Origin of the sequence: Niabella ginsenosidivorans (genome assembly GCF_001654455.1) — a bacterium.
GTDB classification, from domain to species: Bacteria; Bacteroidota; Bacteroidia; order Chitinophagales; family Chitinophagaceae; genus Niabella; species Niabella ginsenosidivorans.
This window is the reverse complement of sequence record NZ_CP015772.1, coordinates 1,860,517-1,878,127: the sequence shown is the minus strand read 5'-3', so window position 1 is coordinate 1,878,127 and position 17,611 is coordinate 1,860,517. Positions and strand designations below refer to the sequence as shown.

Sequence of the window (17,611 nt, the reverse complement as noted above, 5' to 3'; positions counted from 1 at the left end):
ATTGAATTTAAAAAATACAGAATGATTGTGCAGCGACTTTTTTTTATCCTTCTTATTAGTCTGGTGGCCAGCAGTTGTGGAACCGGTAAAAAGGCACAGCGGCAGGAAGTAGCGTTTGATGAGGGCATCCACCGGATCAAGCACCTGGTGGTTATTTACATGGAAAACCGCAGTTTTGACAACCTCTATGGAGCGTTCAAGGGAGCGAACGGGATTAAAAACGCCCGGAAAGGAAACTTTATACAGGTTGACGAAAAAGGAACGCCCTATAAGTACCTGCCGGAGATCCCGAGGAACAACTCTTTCCCTGCTAACCTGCCGAATCAACTTTTTAACATAGACCAATATGTTACATCTGATAAAAGAACGCCTGATGTCACACACCGTTTTTTTCACAACCAGCTACAGATTAACGGGGGAAAAATGGACAAATTTGCGGCATATAATGAGTCTAAAGGGCTGGCAATGGGCTATTACACTACTCAAAAGCTTCCTTTGTATCCGTTTGCCGCAAAATACACTTTATGCGACAACTTTTTTCAAAGCGTTTTTGGCGGTTCTTATTTTAACCACGTTTTTCTGATATCTGCTGCCGTGCCTGTCTGGCCGGATGCCCCGCAATCACTGATCGCAAAGCTGGATGATAATGGCAGAATGATAAAAGATGGCATCGTTACTCCTGACGGCTATGCCGTGAACCATGTTCTTTCCCGGAATAAACCATACCCTGCAAAATCGGATACCTCCGGATTATTGCCCTCGCAGACAATGCCAACCATCGGCGACCGGCTGAGTGAAAAAAATATATCCTGGGCCTGGTATTCTGAAGGCTGGGACGATGCAGTGGCGGGAAGAAAAAATAATTTTGCCTATAACCATGAGCCCTTTTTGTATTTTACCCAATACCAGGAAGGAACACCTGGCAGGGAACATATGAAAGACCAAAATGATTTTATTAAAGCAGCAAAGGAAGGTACGCTGCCCAGTGTGTCCTTTGTAAAACCCGGCGGAGGAAATGATGAGCATCCGGGCGCATCTGCAGTGTATTCTTCTGAACAACTGGCAGTGAGCCTGATTAATGCAGTGCTGGAAGGGCCCAATGCAAAAGATGCACTGGTTGTTCTGACCTATGATGAATTTGGTGGCTTTTTTGATCATGTGCCCCCACCGGTTATTGACAGATGGGGGCCGGGCAGCCGTATTCCTGCCATTGTTATCGGGCCGTTTGCAAAAAAGGGATATGTTGATCATACCCAATATGAAACAGTGAGTATTCTTTCGTTTATAGAGCACCGGTGGGGAATAAAACCACTGGCTGAAAGGGATAAAAATGCAAGCCCCTTCCGGAATGCGCTGATATTTAAATAATTGCTGTTGAACAGCAGGGAGATGTGTTATGCATAAGAAGATGTGGATAGTGGCCATTTTGTTTACGGGGCTATTTATTGCAAGCTTTACTCCCTTTTATACGGATCATGGAGCGCAAACGAAATCCCGTAAACGGGAACTAAGCATTCAGAAAAAGGTCTTCAGCCAGATCGTAACCTTTCATGACTATGTAAAGGACTCCTTTTTTTCAGATATCCGTAATGGAAATATAGACACACAAAGGGTCCGGCAGGCCTTTCTAAGATCCAGGTTGCTGTTTAAGGAATTTGAATGGGCTGCCGCATATTTTGATTCGGAGCTGACGGAGCGGTTAAATGGCCCTCCTGTTCAGGAAGTTGAGAATGCAGACTTACAGGACTCCTCCCTGGTCCGGGCCATTGACCCAATGGGCCTGCAGGTGATTGAGCCGCTGATCTACCCAAAATATGATACTGCCGGTAAAAAGGAACTGATCCGTGAAGTGGCCCACCTAATAAAAAATACGGAGTACCTGATGGCTTATTTTGCTGATCATCAGCTTGCCGACTGGCGGATCCTGGACGCTGCCAAATTGGAGGTTTTCAGGATCATTACGTTGGGTATTACCGGGTTCGACAATGCGCTTTCGCTGAACAGTATGGAGGAATCGGCTGCGTCTTTAAAAAGCCTGCGGAAGGTGCTCAGTTACTATACCGGTAAAAACCGGCAAACTCCCTTATTGCAGGAGCTGGATACAGCCATCAGGTACCTGCATGTACATCCGGACTTTGCCACCTTTGACAGAGCGGTATTTATTACCCGTTTTGCCAATAAGATCAGCACGGGTATAGCGCAATTGGAGCAAAATATACCCGGCCCAAAAATCAGGTACAACCGGATGCTGAAACAGGAAGCAAAGACCCTGTTTGATCCGGATGCATTCAATGTGGATGCATTTTCACCAGGCCCTGAATTTCATATTACAGCCGCTAAAGTGGCATTAGGGGAAAAACTTTTTTATGATGCAGCGCTATCCGGTACCGGTACAAGAAGCTGTGCCTCCTGCCACCGCCCCGAGTTAGCATTTACGGACGGGCTGGCTAAACCTACGGAGATCCATGATCCGGCAAAATTATTAAAGCGGAATGTGCCCACGTTGCTCAATGCGGCTTTACAGTCTAATTATTTTTACGATATGCGGGCGTTAACGCTGGAGGAGCAGGTGTGGGATGTGATCAGTAACAAAGCCGAGATGGATGGTTCGATGGAGGCAATCATAAAATATGTTTCGGCAGATAAAACGTATCAGTCCTTATTCGCCAAAGCGTTTCCGGAAGGTATTCCGGCAAATACTTTTTCTGCAAATACTTATTCACCGGATAGTTTTTCTCCGAGTACTTATCCGTCAAAGTCTTTTCCTGAAAAGACTGAAAATAGCATTCGTGCAGATGAAGTCACAAATGCCCTTGCTGCCTATATCCGCAGCCTGACCCGGCTCAACAGCCGGTTTGATGAATATATGCAGGGCAATGAGCAGGCCCTGTCAACACAGGAACTGAAAGGATTTAATCTGTTTATGGGAAAAGCAAAATGTGCCACCTGCCATTTTATACCTTTGTTTAACGGAGCCACTCCACCCAAGTATGTTGCAAGCGAAACGGAAGTATTAGGTGTTCCCAGGTCCCTGACAGACACCACGCCGGATCCGGATAGGGGCTATTATGATATTATTGGTGTTGATGCCTATAAATATGCCTTTAAGGTCCCTACTGTCCGGAATATTGATAAAACAGCCCCTTATATGCATAATGGCGTATATCAGACCCTGGATCAGGTTATGGAATTCTATAATAATGGAGGAGGCGCGGGCCTGGGGCTCAATCTTCCGAACCAGACACTTCCTGATGAAAAGCTTCGGCTCACTGAAAAAGAAAAAAAGGAGATTATTGCTTTTATCAGGAGTTTGGAAAGTAAACATTAAAATTTATCTGTTGTATATAGACAGAAAAAACGTATCAGACCGGTGCTATTGCCGGTTTTTTGGCTTGTATGCAATAGTTGATCCGGCAGCCCGGAATTAATACCTTTAGATTAAAATCCGTTCAATAAGCAATGTCGTGATGAGGCAACCATAAAAACATTGCATTTAAGTTCATTCGGATGACAAATTTTTTTTAATCGTCATCCCGAGTAAACTATTGGTGGCCCAAATCAATGAGGCGATGACATGTAATAACTTTGAAGAAGCAGGCTACAGCAGTGTAGCAGTAATAAACTTAGTGTCTTAGTACCTGACCCTGAGCATTGCTTCAAAGAATGGTCCATCAATGTTTGGTGATACTGTATCAGGCAGTATTCCCGTTTGGCAGCTTGCCTTTTTAAGAACCTCTTTGGGCTGTAGCCTGCTTTTTATTAACTCTTAAAAAGTTGTTATGTCAAAGGTAATTGAGTTTGAGCAACAAAATCCAGATGCAGCAGCCATAGATATCGGCTCCAAAAAGATTTTCGTTTCCACTGACGGGGTTACGGTAAAAAGCTATGATACATTTACGACTGGCTATCGGCAATGCATTGAAGCGCTCCTGCAACAGAAAATAAAACGGGTTTGTATGGAAGCAACGGGTATTTACTGGATAGCCTTACACCAGATGCTGGAGGAAGCAGGCATGGAAGTCTGCCTTGTAAATCCTAAAGAAGTAAAACAGGTAAAGGGTAGAAAAACCGATGTAAAAGATGCGTGCTGGATGCAAAAAATGTTTAGTGCAGGCCTGGTACGGCAAAGCTATATACCCTCAGGAAAGTTAAAGGAGTTGCGCATGATGATCCGGGAGCGGGAAGATCTTATTAGTATGGGAAGTACCTATGTAAATAAGATGCAAAAAGCATTGGAGTTAATGAATATAAAACTCACAGAAGTGATTTGTCAGATAAATGGGACAAGCGGGATCCGGATGATCGAAGCCATCTTAAACGGAGAACGCAATAAAGAAAAGCTGCTGTCTCTGTGTCACGTAAGCATCCGTGAAAAGAAAGCACAGCAGGTAATCAATGCGCTGGAAGGCCATTATAATGAAAGCTGGTTGTTTCTATTAGAACAAAGCTTAAATCTTTGGAAGGTTCATCAGCAACAACTGTTGCTTATTGATAAACATATCGAAGGCTTGTTGTGTAATCTTGAGCATGGCAAACAGTTCATTACAAGTGAACACAAAGCCAAGCCAATACGGCATCACAAGCCCATGATAACCGGCCTGCATCAGAAATTACTAAATATTTATGGTGCAGATGCCAATTGTATTCCTGGTATCACCGATTATACACTGCTGAAATTGTTGGGAGAAGTGGGAGCAGACATGAGCCGATTCCCAACGGCAAAACATTTTGTAAGTTGGTGTGGCCTTTGTCCGGGCCATAACCAAAGTGGTTTAAAAAGCAGAAAATCGAAAATGAACAATCATTCTAATGCCGGTCAGACCTTCCGGGAAATAGCCCAGGCATTACTCAATAGTAAGTATGTGGCAATAGGAGCTTTTATCAGAAAACTTAAGAGCAGAAAGAATGCACGAATAGCGATCAAAGCAGGTGCCAGAAAAATAGCGGAAGCCTTTTATAACCTGCTAACAAAGGGAACGCAATACGTGGAACAGGGTATTGCAAAATATGAACAGCAATTAAAACAGCGTGAACAAAACTATTTACAAAAACTGGCTTTAAAACACGGATTAAAGATCATTGAAATACAATGAATTAAATAATATGTCATTGGCAGCGCAGCCGAGGGATCTCTGTATTCTCAGAGAGATTCCTCCGCTCATTCCGCTCTGCTCCATTCGGAATGACGTTCCTTATGTAGATTCATTTCCAATAACTTACAACACTTGTCATTAACAGCTTGTTGAACCATTTAAAAGCCTAAACGGTATAATTTTAAGTAACAACACTTCATATATCAATTAATCAGTGTTCCTGCTCAGAATAAACAGGCTTTGCCAGGTTCAGGTCATTGTGGGCCGCAGTTGCCTTTATCCTTCACTCAGCCATTCAATAAAGCCGGATTCCAATAACCGGCGCACTTTGTCTATTTCCGGTTTTCAATGGCTTCAAAATATTCCATCACTTTTTTGTCTGTATTGTCCTGTAAATTTATACTGTTGTCATAGAGCGCAATTCTTAATTGCCTGTATAAGGACACAGCGTTCCGGAAACTGTTTAACAGGGATTGCCTGTCGTATATAGGAAGGGTGCGCTTTAGTTTGGCTAAATCCCCGGTACTTAACCCTGTTTCCACTTTTCTGACACCACGGGGCAGGTTTTTATTTTTTATATGAAGCAAAGGCCCGAAAACCACTCTCCGCAGAAATCCCAAAAAGTCATATGCTTCAAGATACTCGCCGCGCCCGATTTTTAGTAAGGCATAGTGGATCCAGATCCAAAACCTGTCTTCAATCCATTGATAGTCCGGATATGGAAACGTTGCGCGTGAATGGTTAATCGCCTTTTTAAGTTGCCCCTCCTTGTCCAATAGCAGGGCCGGCGTCTCAATACGTGTCCGAAAGGCTTCAGGTGTTACAAATTTCAGGTCAACGTGCAAAAGGGGCTGGTCGTAAAGGCAAATTAAAAGGCCGGGTTCCCCCACATGTTCACCGGTAAACCCAGACAAAAAGCTCCCTAATCTTTTTGCATAATCAAGCATTAGCTCCTTATTGCCTGAAACGTTCTCACGGGTTACAAGAATCAGGTCCAGGTCAGAGAACGCATCCATTTCATTTGTCAGCCAGGAGCCGCCAACAGCCAAACCAAGAACAGTGGCATCCTTCTCTAAAATTGTCTTCGCCTTAGTTGCAAATTCCTGTTGTATCATTGATCAATATCTATAAATCTTCTCATCGCCAGGGGATGAAACGGAATTTCTTATACTTCCGTAAAATTAAAAATACAAAAATCAACAGAGGCATACAAGTTTACTTTAGCCCGGCTTTGCTACTATAGCGGGAGGGCGCAGGATGCAGGTGCGTCACTTGCTGCAACCATTGCCGTGGCATTCAACGCTGCTATAAACCCTTTACCGCCATAGGCACACATAAAGTGCATCCTTCCTTAACAAACCCTTTTAACAGATGCGATAACTTCCATGATACGAAACGTCTTATTAATAAACCCGTCGGCCCGGGCCGCTTCCAAATTACCGGACTGGTGTGCCGACATGATGATCACCGGTATATGGCTGGTTAATTTGCTCTTTTTTATCTTCCTGCACAGATCAATACCATTGCCGTCCGGAAGCATGATGTCCAGCAGAATAACATCAGGGAGCTTTGCAGAAAGTTCAAACTCCAGGTCACTGGCAGAAGCCCCCCTCCTGACCTCGTAGTGTGCACCTTTCAGGACATACGCTACCAGATAGCCTGTATCATTATCGTCCTCTATAATTAAAACATCTTTTTTCACACGTATAAATTATTTGCTGAAACTACTTTTAACGGCGTTTTTGAGGAATCGAAAAAGTAAAAACAGATCCAATGCCTTTTTGACTTTCTACTTCTATAGTTCCCCCATGCCGCACCACGATTTCTCTGCTGATGTATAAGCCGATACCTAACCCGGAAATATTGGAACGGGAATTAACAGCGCGGTAAAACCGGTCAAAAATCCCAGCCAAATGCTCACGGTCAATACCAATTCCTTCGTCGCTGACTGATACATAAACATTACTGCCCGATTCCCATATTTTTACCTGAACTTTCCCTCCCTTCGGGGCATATTTTACTGCATTACCAAGTAGGTTGGTAAGCACCTGTTCCAGTCGGATCCGGTCCGCATAAACAATTACCAGCTTTTGGCTCTTAAAGCTGAATGTATGTTTGTTAAAATGATGGAAGCCGGAAAGCACTTCCCCTGCCATTGCAACAATATCAAAATATTCATACCGAAGCTGCAATTTCCCGAGCTGGAGCCGGGAAACATCTAACAGATCATTCAGCAATATGTTTAATTTATTTACCTGCCGTGCACATCTTTCAAGCAAACCTGCGGTGGTACTGTTCCGGGCAACGTTTAGCTGCAACAGTTCCAAAAATCCGCGCAAAGAGGTTATAGGCGTTTTTAACTCATGAGTGGCCAATGCAATAAATTCATCTTTCTTTTTATTGAGCATTTTAATCTCCTCATAAAGCTGCTCTTTTTCCTGTTTGGCAGCAATATCCCCGGAGATATCGCGCGCAATTTTAGACGCCCCGGTAATTTCCCCGCGCTGGTTAAGTACCGGCGATACAGTTAACGAGATGGGGATGCGCTTACCATCCTTTGTTATCCGTATTGTTTCAAAATGCTCTATACGCAACCCTTTGGATATTTGCTGCAGAATAAAATCTTCTTCATGTATGTGGTCTTCCGGTATAATCAGTGAGATATGCTTTCCCAGCGCTTCATATTCCTGATAGCCGAACAGGCGTTCAGCAGCAGGATTCCAGCTGGTAACAATGCCTTTCAGCGTTTTGCTTATGATGGCGTCCTGAGACGAGGATACAATCGCCGCCAGGAGGGCCTGCTTTTCTTCAGCCAATAAAACAGAATTTTGAATATGCATTTTATAAAAATCTATATGACAGCCGGAGGCCTGCGCATAACCTGCAACGGATATCCAAACCGACGAAGCTATTCTTACCTACGCTGATATTTGGCGCAAAAAATATTCCACGTGCTGTCAGCGCCTCATTAAAAATAGCGCCCCTATTTAAATCTGCAAATTTTTCCTGCACTGGTTACTGCAGAGCTCTCCGCTGCCCCTTTGGCTGTTTTTATGAAAATCCAGGTTTAGGGATTCCTTATAAAAAAGGTTATACTTTACAGAATTTTGCGGGGGCCTTTCACTGAAAATATTTTTAAAGCCCCTTATCAATCCCATTGCCCCGGAAAACAGGGACCATATGAAGAAAGAAAGGTGAAAAATACTACGCACAAATGCAGTAAAACAGAAACCGTTGCACGTAAACAGCTGATCTTTTCCTGCAGCGGGAAGCCTTGCTCCCTGTCCGCCTTAGCATAGTTTACCCGCTCATTGGCAACAATCTGAGCCAAAAGAAAATAAGGGTAAACGGAGTGGCGCCGGGGCCGGTGTGGGCACCGCTCATCGTTTCATCATTCGACAGCAAAAAGATAAAGGAATCTGGAAGTGAAACGGCCATGAAACGTGCCGGCCAACCTTCAGAATTAGGCCCCGCCTGTGTTTTCCTGGCATCAGATGACGCTTCTTTATCACCGGCAAGGTGATCCATGTAAATGGTGGTGAAGTGGTTAAGGGTGTATGCTTAAATACAGAGGGGTACCGGCCTGGTTAATTTAAAAGTTAAAAAGCAGAGGTCATCCAGAAAACGGATAACCTCTTTTGTGTTTAGAGCAGGCTAATTTAGAGTTTACTTAAAATATTACGCCCGGCCTTTATTTAAAAACATTTCTAAAATGAGGAATTATTTCCCCGATTGTAGATTGTTTACGCCAATAACTTATGACACTATTGGGAAAACCGGAGACAGATTGTTCAAATTATGGTTGTTTGAAATAATAAGAAAAGATCTCCTGAATTGAACCAGGTATTGCCGGTTTATCATTCTTTTGATTTTTGGGCACCTGCTTTTCTGGCTTCGGGCCATTCCATTGCGATGGCCTGTTTACGGCTGGTAACTTTCCTTCTTTTTTTCATGCATCGCTTTCTCTACCTCATCGCCTGCTTTTTTTGAATACCCGGCCACAGTAAAAATTTTAACCTGTTTTGTTGAACAGAAAAACAAAAATGCTGCCAGCATCAATCAGGCAAACGGAAGCCGGCATCTATACTTAAATGATTATATAATGGTATGATTGTTGATCTTATAACAGCAAATTCTTTTACCTTAAATGATTCCTTATGCTACGCTGGACAATTACCTTCCTCATTATTGCGCTTATTGCAGCCGTTCTGGGTTTTACCGGAATTGCCAGCGCTTTTGCGGGTATTGCAAAAATCGTATTTTATATATTTATTGTTCTCCTGCTTATTTCCTTTTTTATGGGCCGCAACAGTAAAGCCGGGGAATAGGATCCGGTGCCTGCCGGCTCATGAATTGAAAGGCGGGATCAGCCGCTTTGATCCGGAATAATTATTACAGGAAAAACTAAAAAACCAAAGCGCATTCCGGGAGTAACTGACCGGCTTTTTCCCAAACTGATCATTACCCAAACAGGTGAGAGCAGAAATAATTAAAACAAAAATGAACAGCTGAAATCAGGTACCGGTTCGTTAAAAAGCACCTTTGAAACAGGGTGCTTTTTTAGTAGGCGTTATCATGTCAACTATTTAAATATGCAGCAGAAAAAAAAGGATCAGGAAAAAAAATCGCGTTTCAGGCATTTTATTAAAATTTTAGGCCCGGGCCTTGTAACCGGCGCCGGAGACGATGACCCGTCAGGAATTGCAACCTATTCCCAGGCTGGTACGCTTTTCGGGTTTCAAACGCTTTGGACAGCGTTAATCACGTTCCCGCTCATGGCATCAGTACAGGCAATGTGCGCAAAAATCGGGATCGTTACCTCTGCCGGGCTAACCACCACCCTGAAGAAGCATTACCCAAAATTTATTCTGTACATGATGCTCATATTCAGTGTGCCGGCTACGGTATTGAATATTGGTTCCGATATTGCAGGCATGGGCGCAGTAAGCCATTTATTGTTTCCTTTTATCCCTTCCTTTGTATTCTGTATTCTGTTTACGGCTTTATTATTATTCGCCATTGTAAAATTTTCGTATCAAAGAATAGCAAATATCCTGAAATGGCTCTGCCTGAGTATGCTGCTGTATATTATTGTTCCTTTCCTGCTAAAACCTGACTGGATGGACGTAATAAAACACACTTTTGTACCGGCCATCCGGTTTGATAAAGACTTCCTGGAAATATTTGTTGCCATTCTGGGCACCACGATCTCACCCTATTTATTTTTCTGGCAGGCCACTATGGAGGCAGAAGACAAGAAAAAAACGGCATCAAAAATCTTCGTTAACAAACAGGTAATCAGCGATATGAAGCAGGACGTAAGAACCGGTATGTTTGCCTCCAACCTGGTCATGTTCTTTATTATACTTACAACGGGCATGGTGCTGCACGGTCATATTAAACAAATTGATACAGTAGAACAGGCTGCCAAAGCCCTGGAGCCACTGGCAGGGAGCATGTCCTATATCATATTTGCGGTTGGCGTTATCGGCACCGGTTTCCTTGCAATACCCATACTCTCCGGCTCCCTGTCTTATATTGTGGCAGAAACCTTTGGTTGGAAGCAAGGGCTGGATAAAAAGTTTTATCAGGCCCCGGGGTTTTACCTGGTGGTGATTTTTTCACTCCTTGTTGGCCTGGCCATTGACCTGACAGGAATAAGCCCCTTAAAAATGCTGGTATATACTGCCGTGCTATACGGGATCACAGCGCCGGTTATGATTGCAGTGATTGTGCATATCTGCAACAACAGGAAGATTATGAAAGCATATACCAACGGCACGTTCTCTAATGTGATGGGTATTCTTACATTCATTATAATGACCCTGGCAATCATTGCGCTGCTTTATTTTCAACTGAGCTCTTAATCCGGGCTTGCTGTTTAACTGCCGCTAATTCACAAATGTGCCTCCGGCACTGCATTTTGCAACATAGAATGTGCAGGCACTGATAAATAGCTGCAAGCGTTTTTGCAGCTCAGGTGCCCGGTCGTTGCAGTAATTATGCGGTCAGTCAGCTGTGAAAACACAAAAGATCTGTTTATCTATTAACGTGCGCTCAAAAAGAACGATGGCCGCTGCACCAGTAATGCGGGCACTGTTAATACCATGATCACGAACAGCCCGCTGACAATGCAGCTCTCCCGCCTCTGGCGGAAGCGCAGATAAACCGTATGTGCCAGCGCAACCGGCCTGTAGCAGGCGCGCCTGCTGAAGCCCTCATTACTGATACGCCACCAACCTGCAGCCCTCACTTCGCCGGCCGGATCCGGGAACAACTATTACTTATTCTGATACAGAACGAAAGTTGTATTTATACCTGATGCTGCACATATGCAGCCCGGTCGCTCATCAGGTTGATGAGCCGGCGGGCAGCGGGCGCTGCTGAAAGCGGGTTCTGGCCGGTGATCAATAACCCATCCATCACCACATGACCGGCAAACGGCAAAGCAGCACTGCTAAAATCAGCACCCAGCTCTCTAAGCCTGTTTTCCAATTTATAAGGTATGTGATTTACCCGGAATGTCAGCACCTCCTCTTCATTGGTAAAAGCTGCGATTTTTTTTCCTTTTAACAGTCCGGGTTGTAATTCCGCAGCCATAATCAAAGCCGCAGGGCCATGACAAACAGCGGCCACAGGTTTACCTGCTTTCAGGTAAGATAAAATCAAACGCCCGCTGAGTTCATTAGATGCCAGGTCCCACAGCGGGCCATGGCCGCCCGGATAAAAAACGGCGTCATATTGTGTAGGGTCAATTTCATCGAGCATATAAGTATTTTCAAAGGCAAGCCTTGCCTCCGGATCATCACTGAAGCGCCGGTTAGACGCTGTAATATTTCCGGTCAGTGTACTGAGCGGGTCAACCGGCGGGCGTCCGCCTGCCGGGCTGCACAGCCTTACCTCCCACCCCGCATCGGTAAATTCGTAATACGGGTCAGTAAATTCCCCCAGCCAAACGCCGGTGGTGCTTTTTGTATTTTCCATTTTGGCATGAGAGGTTACTACCATTAGTATCCGCTTCATCAGAACAGGTTTTACACAATAAAATAAAAGGTTCAACACCCGGAATTACTTTGCCTTTTGCAGCCCCGGGCATGTTACAATGAGATCGTAATACGGGCAGTGTATTTATTACAAATGCCCCGGCAGCGCTATCCTGTACCTGCTGTCGGGCATTTTCAAAAGCCGGACCTTTTTTTCATGACTTCCGGCCATTTGTTTTATACAGGGCCTGCCCAAACCGGCTCCGCTCTTTGAAGAAAGACCTGCTGCAATCCTGTTCAATTCGTTATTGGGCTCTGAATGGTCTGTTCCCATCATTTTACCGAACGCTTTTACTCCTGGGTCCGTGACCAGCGACTTTATGACAATTTTCATATCTTTTTTGTTGAATGATTTTTAACCCCGGAATACATAACGGTACAGGCAATTACCATACCCGGATTATTCAAGGCTGTTTACAGCAGGTTTTAACGGAACCTGCGGATCATTGGGGCCGGTAAAGCCAATAAATGGGAAACGTTTTCTACAATACGTGAATCAGCGCCGTTTGTTTCTGTCCATTACAGGCACATCGCCGGCCGGTTCAGTTATGGTATAATGTTTGAAAAATTTTAATGAACCCGGACATTACTATTAGAGGTATTTTACCGGCCGTTCTCTGACAGCAGGGATGCTTTCCTGAACTGCTTTTTTCCTCTAATCCTTTAATCATTATGTTATGGACAGAGACGCTTTTACCACCACCCCCTGGCAGGACAATTTCGAGATCCGTATTCCTCAAAGCCCGGATACAAAAGCGCCATTCGACGTCATTATTGCTGGCGCAGGGATCACGGGCATTACAACGGGTTTATTCTTACAACAGGCCGGAAAAAAATGCCTGATCCTTGAAGCGCATACGGTTTGCTTTGGCACTTCTTCCGCTACCACAGCACATCTGAATACCGTTCTGGACACCTCCTATCCGGAGCTTATTAAAAAATTCGGAACAGCGAGCTCCCGGCTGGTGGCACAAGGCGCTAAAGAGGCTATTGGCCTGATTAAAGAACATATAAAAGCATACGAGATCGATTGTGATTTTGAAGAAAAAAAGGGTTATTTATATGCGCAAAACGAAAAGGAAGATGATGAGCTGGGAAAAATGCTGGAAGGGATGCGCACGGCAGGGATCGAAGCAGCGCCCGGCTCTTCAATCCCGTTACCGGTACCTTTTACAACAGCTATACAATTTCCGGGGCAGGCGCAGTTGCATCCTTTAAAATATTTAAAGGCCTTATTGCATCAATTCCTGGAGGCGGGAGGAGCAATAAGAACGGGAGCCCCGGTTCAGAAAGTTGTGCAAAAGGAAGGAATCCAGGAAGTATATTCTGCGAACGGCAGGTATAGCGCGGCAGACGTCGTATACGCTACCCATATTCCTCCGGGCATCAACCTGCTGCATTTCCGGTGTGCCCCTTACCGCTCCTATGTTCTGGGAATCCGGCTTGCAGATCATTCCTACCCCGATGCGCTGGTCTATGATATAGAAGATCCCTATCATTATTTCAGAACGGCCCGGCACCAGGGAGCGCCGCTGTTGATTGTGGGCGGCTGCGACCATAAAACCGGGCATGCGGACAATACCGGACAGCTCTTTCGTGAACTGGAAGCCTATGCTGCAAAGTTTTTCCGGATAGCATCTATCCCCTACCGGTGGTCGTCACAGTATTATGAACCTGCCGACGGGTTGCCTTATATCGGCCGGTTGCCCGGGAACAACGATCACCTGTATACAGCAACCGGCTATAGCGGGAACGGGATGATCTTTGGCACGCTGGCCGGCCGCATTCTTTGCAATCTTATTACCGGCAATGACAACCCTTATAAGACCTTGCTGGCTCCATCCCGCATTAAGCCAGTGGCGGGCTTCAGCAATTTTATTAAAGAAAACGCGGACGTGGTGCGGCATTTTATAGGAGACCGCTTATCTGTGGAAGTACCGGAAGCATTTGCAGGGCTTGGCATCGGGGAAGGGCGTGTGGTCAAACAGGGAGGTCAACCGATCGCCGTTTACAAAAATGAAGAAGGCAACATCTTTGCATTGGACCCTGTATGTCCACATGCCGGCTGCCTGGTGCAGTGGAACAATGCAGAGCGGAGCTGGGATTGTCCCTGCCACGGATCCCGTTTTGATAGTACAGGCGCGGTATTGAACGGACCGTCTCAAAAAAAATTACGGCAGTTAAACAGATGACAATTTCAGGCTTTACTTAACTATACAGAGTATCAGCAAAAGCAGCAGAGATGTTACTCATCAGCCAGTTATTTAGATGTTTCATTTAAATCTTCTGCAAAGGCTCGCCTGCAGGTTGATATATGCCACTTAACAGATACCATATCTTAATAATGCTCTTTTTTGCGTATTCCCTTTCAACAGGTTGTATGACGCATCGTTTAAGCCGTTCTAAACAACGCAGGGTTGACAATCAGGTATGGGTAATTACTGGAGCTTCAGGCGGCCTGGGGCGGGGAATAGCCGTGGAAGCAGCTAAATATAAAGCGCGGGTGGTACTTGCCGCCCGCAGCCGGGAAGATCTGGAAGCGGTGGCCACGCAGATCAGGAGTTATGGCGGTGAGGCATGGGTAGCGCCAACAGATATCAGTGATACCACAGCCGTCAGGCAGTTACGGGCCGGCACCGTTGCCCGTTGGAAAAAGATCGATGTTTGGGTAAACAATGCTGGCGTTACAGCCATCGGGTGCCTCTGGGATGTTCCCCTAAAGGACCATAGCCGCATCATCGATGTAAATCTGAAAGGCACGCTGTACTGCAGTTATGAAGCTATACAGCAATTCCGGCTGCAGGGCTATGGAAAGCTGATAAATATAGCATCAGCAGAAAGTGTATTGCCAACGCCTTACCAGGCGGCATACGTTGCTGCAAAGGCAGGCATAAAAAACATGGACATTGGTCTGCGCCAGGAGTTGCGCCTGGCCGGGTTGCAAAAGATTCAGGTACTATCTATAGATCCCTGGGCATTGAACACACCCATCTGGGATCATGCAGCCAGCTATAGCGGGCATGCGCCCCGTATGGGTTTACTGGACAGGGTTCCCAAAGTGGTAAATGTGGTACTGCAGGCTGCCGTATCATCCCGAAGCCGGGATATAGCCGTGGGGTGGAAAACAAAGGTTGCTTATGCTGTTCATCAATTATTCCCGGCGCTTGCTCACAGAATTTCGGCCAATATTGTATACAAATACCAAATGAAGGAAGCGCCTGCAATGCCGCCTTCACCCGGAAATCTGTTTCAATCCCTGCCACCAACGCAGGTCGAAACAGATATCCGGGAAAGAATGAAGAAGGAAAAGGCCCAGAAAATACCAGGCCGCCGGTAGCTGTTTCCTGATGCCGATTTGATATCGGACCGTCGTCAAAGCTTTTAAAACGAATCAATAAACAAATATGGTAACAAATAAAAGATATCCGGTCCTGAAACGCAAAGGTTACCTGTGGGTAACGCTTGCACTATTTATTCTTTCATTAGCCCTTCATTGGGGATTTGGCTGGAAAGCGTATATAAGTGACCAGATGGAGCATGGCCGGCAGCCGGAGATAAGCGGATACGTTGTTGAAATGATAAGAGATACCATGGAAAACTGGCAATCAGAGTTTCTGCAACTGATCTGGCAGGTAGCAGGGCTCTCATTTTTATGGTATTGCGGGTCGCCGCAATCGAAAGAAGGAGATGAGCGCAAAGAAGAAAAGCTGGATTATATTATTCGCAAACTGGAGCCGGAAAAAGCAGAACAACTCCTGAGCGAATGGAAGCAAAAGTATCCGGATCATTAAGCAGCAACATTCATCCGGTAATGTGCCCCGACAGCATTCCGGTCTTCGCAGCAATGCAACTTTTCTGCAAAAGCTGGTAGCCGTGCATTTTATGAACAACAGGTTCTCATTATGAGGAATCTATTCCGGGTTTACTTTTTTTACTTCCCATGTGAATGGGTGGATAAGTGCGGGAGGCCGGCATTTGCAGCCTTGGCCTTATTAAAAAGAGGTATCGCCATCTTTTTTTTGTTTAATTGAAATGTTATACTATTTCGACATTAAAAGAACACGGTTACCCGGTCCCGGATCTATCGGGATTGACGAAGGGTGATCAGGCTTCGTCAGGCTGTTAATGACAAGTATTGGAAGTTGTTGGAAATGACTCTACATAAGGAACGTTATTCCGGCCGGATGGAACGGTGGAATCTCTCTGGTAATACAGAGATTCCACCGGCTTCTCCCGTTATCGCGGGCTACGCCCGGGATGACGATTGAAAAAATTGTCGCCCCAACGCTCTTTTGAGTATCTCAGCCTGACATGCCTTCACCTGGCGCCATTTAAAAGTCTGAATGGTATTATTGGGTCAGGCAAGGTTGCAGCTGTTTAACTAAAACAGCGTATTTTGCAGCATGACCAGCCTTTATATTACGGCGCTTAATTCCGGCAGCAATGGCAACTGTTATTATATTGGTAACGATGAGGAGGCGGTATTGATTGATGCCGGCTTATCCTGCCGGGAAACAGAGAAAAGAATGTACCGGCTGGGGCTGGCGATGAAAAAAGTAAAAGCGATATTCATATCGCACGAGCACAGCGACCATATCAGGGGCCTGGAAGTGCTATCCCGTAAGCACCAGCTCCCCGTATACATTTCTCCGGGAACGCTGCGTCAGGCAGGCTTGCAGCTGGACCCGGACCTGGTACGGCCACTGTGCGCAGGAACACCCGTCCACATCGGCGCGCTCGTGGTCAGTGCCTTCCTGAAATATCATGATGCCGCAGACCCGCACAGCTTTACGGTAGAGGATCATCATACCTGTATCGGCATTTTTACAGATATCGGGAAAGTTTGCGAAAAGATCAGTGCTCATTTCAAAAGATGTCATGCGGCTTTCCTGGAAGCCAACTATGATGAGGAGATGCTTGAGAAGGGCCGGTATCCCTATTACCTTAAAAAAAGAATCCGCGGCGGCCTGGGGCATTTATCCAATAAAGAAGCACTGGATCTTTTTCTTTCCTGCAGACCGGCGCATATGAGCCACCTGTTCCTCTCCCATCTTTCTGCGGACAATAACCACCCGGATCTGGTTCATGACCTTTTTCATAAGCAGGCAACAACTACCCATATTGTAATTGCCTCGCGGTACGAAGAAACACCGGTGTACAGGGTTTCAGGTAATAAGGCGCCTCATTCCAGCGTTCCGCTCACGCTGGGACAGCTGACGTTGTTTTGACCCATTTTTTAATAAAGCGCCATCTTATACGGAAATGACATTTTAATCAGACCGAAAAGTTTCCCGAAGACCAACGATTTTTTGTTGGTCGTGTTACGTCCCGCTGTTCCGAACCTTCGGAACGCAGACTTCCGCCATTGGCGGAAGCACAGATGGACGGTGCCTGCGCTGTTCTGCGAATTCTGCGGAAGCATTGAATGGCACGGGCCCTTTCTTTTTGGTGCTGCCTGGAAATCCGGGGGTATCA

17 protein-coding genes are annotated in these 17,611 nt (G+C 45.5%); 10 read left to right on the top strand and 7 right to left on the bottom strand.

Features of this window, described 5'->3' with window-relative positions; genetic code table 11:
- Window positions 1-21 precede the first annotated feature (21 nt).
- The 3 genes from A8C56_RS07865 to A8C56_RS07855 all read left to right on the top strand — a co-directional run bounded on the left by A8C56_RS07865 (window position 22) and on the right by A8C56_RS07855 (window position 5,093).
- Window positions 22-1,368 (top strand): alkaline phosphatase family protein, encoded by a 1,347-nt coding sequence (locus tag A8C56_RS07865; RefSeq protein ID WP_067761750.1) that lies wholly within the window; start codon window positions 22-24, stop codon window positions 1,366-1,368.
- A 28-nt stretch (window positions 1,369-1,396) separates the two neighbouring features.
- Complete coding sequence (locus tag A8C56_RS07860; RefSeq protein ID WP_067754201.1) at window positions 1,397-3,328, top strand: cytochrome-c peroxidase; 1,932 nt, start codon at window positions 1,397-1,399, stop codon at window positions 3,326-3,328.
- 451 nt (window positions 3,329-3,779) lie between these two features.
- Window positions 3,780-5,093 (top strand): IS110 family RNA-guided transposase, encoded by a 1,314-nt coding sequence (locus A8C56_RS07855; RefSeq protein ID WP_067754200.1) that lies wholly within the window; start codon window positions 3,780-3,782, stop codon window positions 5,091-5,093.
- A 332-nt stretch (window positions 5,094-5,425) separates the two neighbouring features.
- On the opposite strand, the gene A8C56_RS07850 is transcribed toward A8C56_RS07855, so the two are convergent.
- The 3 genes from A8C56_RS07850 to A8C56_RS07840 all read right to left on the bottom strand — a co-directional run bounded on the left by A8C56_RS07850 (window position 5,426) and on the right by A8C56_RS07840 (window position 7,933).
- A complete protein-coding gene (locus tag A8C56_RS07850) occupies window positions 5,426-6,208 on the bottom strand; it encodes a hypothetical protein (protein WP_067754197.1) in 783 nt (260 codons plus the stop codon).
- 236 nt (window positions 6,209-6,444) lie between these two features.
- On the bottom strand, window positions 6,445-6,795 hold the full coding sequence (locus A8C56_RS07845) for a response regulator transcription factor (RefSeq protein ID WP_067754194.1): 351 nt from the start codon (window positions 6,793-6,795) through the stop codon (window positions 6,445-6,447).
- Window positions 6,796-6,823: 28 nt separating this feature from the next.
- Window positions 6,824-7,933, bottom strand: a complete 1,110-nt coding sequence (locus tag A8C56_RS07840) for a sensor histidine kinase (RefSeq protein WP_067754191.1) — start codon at window positions 7,931-7,933, stop codon at window positions 6,824-6,826.
- Window positions 7,934-8,445: 512 nt separating this feature from the next.
- Here A8C56_RS07840 and A8C56_RS25470 point away from each other — a divergent pair.
- A complete protein-coding gene (locus A8C56_RS25470) occupies window positions 8,446-8,616 on the top strand; it encodes a hypothetical protein (RefSeq protein ID WP_394330814.1) in 171 nt (56 codons plus the stop codon).
- Between the two features lie 334 nt (window positions 8,617-8,950).
- On the opposite strand, the gene A8C56_RS24995 is transcribed toward A8C56_RS25470, so the two are convergent.
- Complete coding sequence (locus A8C56_RS24995) at window positions 8,951-9,046, bottom strand: DUF6496 domain-containing protein (protein WP_245645795.1); 96 nt, start codon at window positions 9,044-9,046, stop codon at window positions 8,951-8,953.
- A 204-nt stretch (window positions 9,047-9,250) separates the two neighbouring features.
- On the opposite strand from A8C56_RS24995, the gene A8C56_RS07830 reads away from it, so the two are divergent.
- Together A8C56_RS07830 and A8C56_RS07825 are read left to right on the top strand one after the other, a co-directional pair.
- A complete protein-coding gene (locus A8C56_RS07830) occupies window positions 9,251-9,421 on the top strand; it encodes a DUF1328 domain-containing protein (protein ID WP_067754186.1) in 171 nt (56 codons plus the stop codon).
- A 264-nt stretch (window positions 9,422-9,685) separates the two neighbouring features.
- Entirely contained in the window at window positions 9,686-10,960 is a 1,275-nt protein-coding gene (locus A8C56_RS07825) for an NRAMP family divalent metal transporter (RefSeq protein WP_067754183.1), read from the top strand.
- Window positions 10,961-11,139: 179 nt separating this feature from the next.
- Here the strand turns inward: A8C56_RS07825 and A8C56_RS07820 are convergent, their stop codons facing one another.
- From A8C56_RS07820 to A8C56_RS07810, 3 genes are all read right to left on the bottom strand, one after another.
- The gene (locus tag A8C56_RS07820; protein WP_067754180.1) at window positions 11,140-11,370 is read right to left on the bottom strand and encodes a hypothetical protein; all 231 of its coding nucleotides are present in this window, start codon (window positions 11,368-11,370) and stop codon (window positions 11,140-11,142) included.
- A gap of 35 nt (window positions 11,371-11,405) precedes the next feature.
- Complete coding sequence (locus A8C56_RS07815) at window positions 11,406-12,116, bottom strand: type 1 glutamine amidotransferase domain-containing protein (RefSeq protein ID WP_067754178.1); 711 nt, start codon at window positions 12,114-12,116, stop codon at window positions 11,406-11,408.
- 108 nt (window positions 12,117-12,224) lie between these two features.
- Window positions 12,225-12,470, bottom strand: coding sequence for a DUF305 domain-containing protein (locus tag A8C56_RS07810; RefSeq protein ID WP_067754173.1), 246 nt, complete (start codon window positions 12,468-12,470; stop codon window positions 12,225-12,227).
- A gap of 343 nt (window positions 12,471-12,813) precedes the next feature.
- On the opposite strand from A8C56_RS07810, the gene A8C56_RS07805 reads away from it, so the two are divergent.
- From A8C56_RS07805 to A8C56_RS07790, 4 genes are all read left to right on the top strand, one after another.
- Window positions 12,814-14,328: an FAD-dependent oxidoreductase gene (locus A8C56_RS07805; protein ID WP_067754168.1), complete on the top strand. Its 1,515-nt coding sequence runs from the start codon at window positions 12,814-12,816 to the stop codon at window positions 14,326-14,328.
- A 188-nt stretch (window positions 14,329-14,516) separates the two neighbouring features.
- A complete protein-coding gene (locus A8C56_RS07800; RefSeq protein WP_169818754.1) occupies window positions 14,517-15,473 on the top strand; it encodes an SDR family NAD(P)-dependent oxidoreductase in 957 nt (318 codons plus the stop codon).
- A gap of 67 nt (window positions 15,474-15,540) precedes the next feature.
- Window positions 15,541-15,927, top strand: a complete 387-nt coding sequence (locus A8C56_RS07795; RefSeq protein WP_067754165.1) for a DUF6766 family protein — start codon at window positions 15,541-15,543, stop codon at window positions 15,925-15,927.
- 612 nt (window positions 15,928-16,539) lie between these two features.
- Entirely contained in the window at window positions 16,540-17,364 is an 825-nt protein-coding gene (locus tag A8C56_RS07790) for an MBL fold metallo-hydrolase (protein ID WP_067754163.1), read from the top strand.
- Window positions 17,365-17,611: the final 247 nt, after the last annotated feature.

Excerpts from the sequence above, each read along its gene's own strand:
- A8C56_RS07865 (WP_067761750.1), top strand. The coding sequence starts at position 22 with ATGATTGTGCAGCGACTTTTTTTTATCCTTCTTATTAGTCTGGTGGCC.
- A8C56_RS07860 (WP_067754201.1), top strand. The coding sequence starts at position 1,397 with ATGCATAAGAAGATGTGGATAGTGGCCATTTTGTTTACGGGGCTATTT.
- A8C56_RS07855 (WP_067754200.1), top strand. The coding sequence starts at position 3,780 with ATGTCAAAGGTAATTGAGTTTGAGCAACAAAATCCAGATGCAGCAGCC.
- A8C56_RS07850 (WP_067754197.1), bottom strand. The coding sequence starts at position 6,208 with ATGATACAACAGGAATTTGCAACTAAGGCGAAGACAATTTTAGAGAAG.
- A8C56_RS07840 (WP_067754191.1), bottom strand. The coding sequence starts at position 7,933 with ATGCATATTCAAAATTCTGTTTTATTGGCTGAAGAAAAGCAGGCCCTC.
- A8C56_RS24995 (WP_245645795.1), bottom strand. The coding sequence starts at position 9,046 with ATGAAAAAAAGAAGGAAAGTTACCAGCCGTAAACAGGCCATCGCAATG.
- A8C56_RS07830 (WP_067754186.1), top strand. The coding sequence starts at position 9,251 with ATGCTACGCTGGACAATTACCTTCCTCATTATTGCGCTTATTGCAGCC.
- A8C56_RS07825 (WP_067754183.1), top strand. The coding sequence starts at position 9,686 with ATGCAGCAGAAAAAAAAGGATCAGGAAAAAAAATCGCGTTTCAGGCAT.
- A8C56_RS07815 (WP_067754178.1), bottom strand. The coding sequence starts at position 12,116 with ATGAAGCGGATACTAATGGTAGTAACCTCTCATGCCAAAATGGAAAAT.
- A8C56_RS07810 (WP_067754173.1), bottom strand. The coding sequence starts at position 12,470 with ATGAAAATTGTCATAAAGTCGCTGGTCACGGACCCAGGAGTAAAAGCG.
- A8C56_RS07805 (WP_067754168.1), top strand. The coding sequence starts at position 12,814 with ATGGACAGAGACGCTTTTACCACCACCCCCTGGCAGGACAATTTCGAG.
- A8C56_RS07800 (WP_169818754.1), top strand. The coding sequence starts at position 14,517 with ATGACGCATCGTTTAAGCCGTTCTAAACAACGCAGGGTTGACAATCAG.
- A8C56_RS07795 (WP_067754165.1), top strand. The coding sequence starts at position 15,541 with ATGGTAACAAATAAAAGATATCCGGTCCTGAAACGCAAAGGTTACCTG.
- A8C56_RS07790 (WP_067754163.1), top strand. The coding sequence starts at position 16,540 with ATGACCAGCCTTTATATTACGGCGCTTAATTCCGGCAGCAATGGCAAC.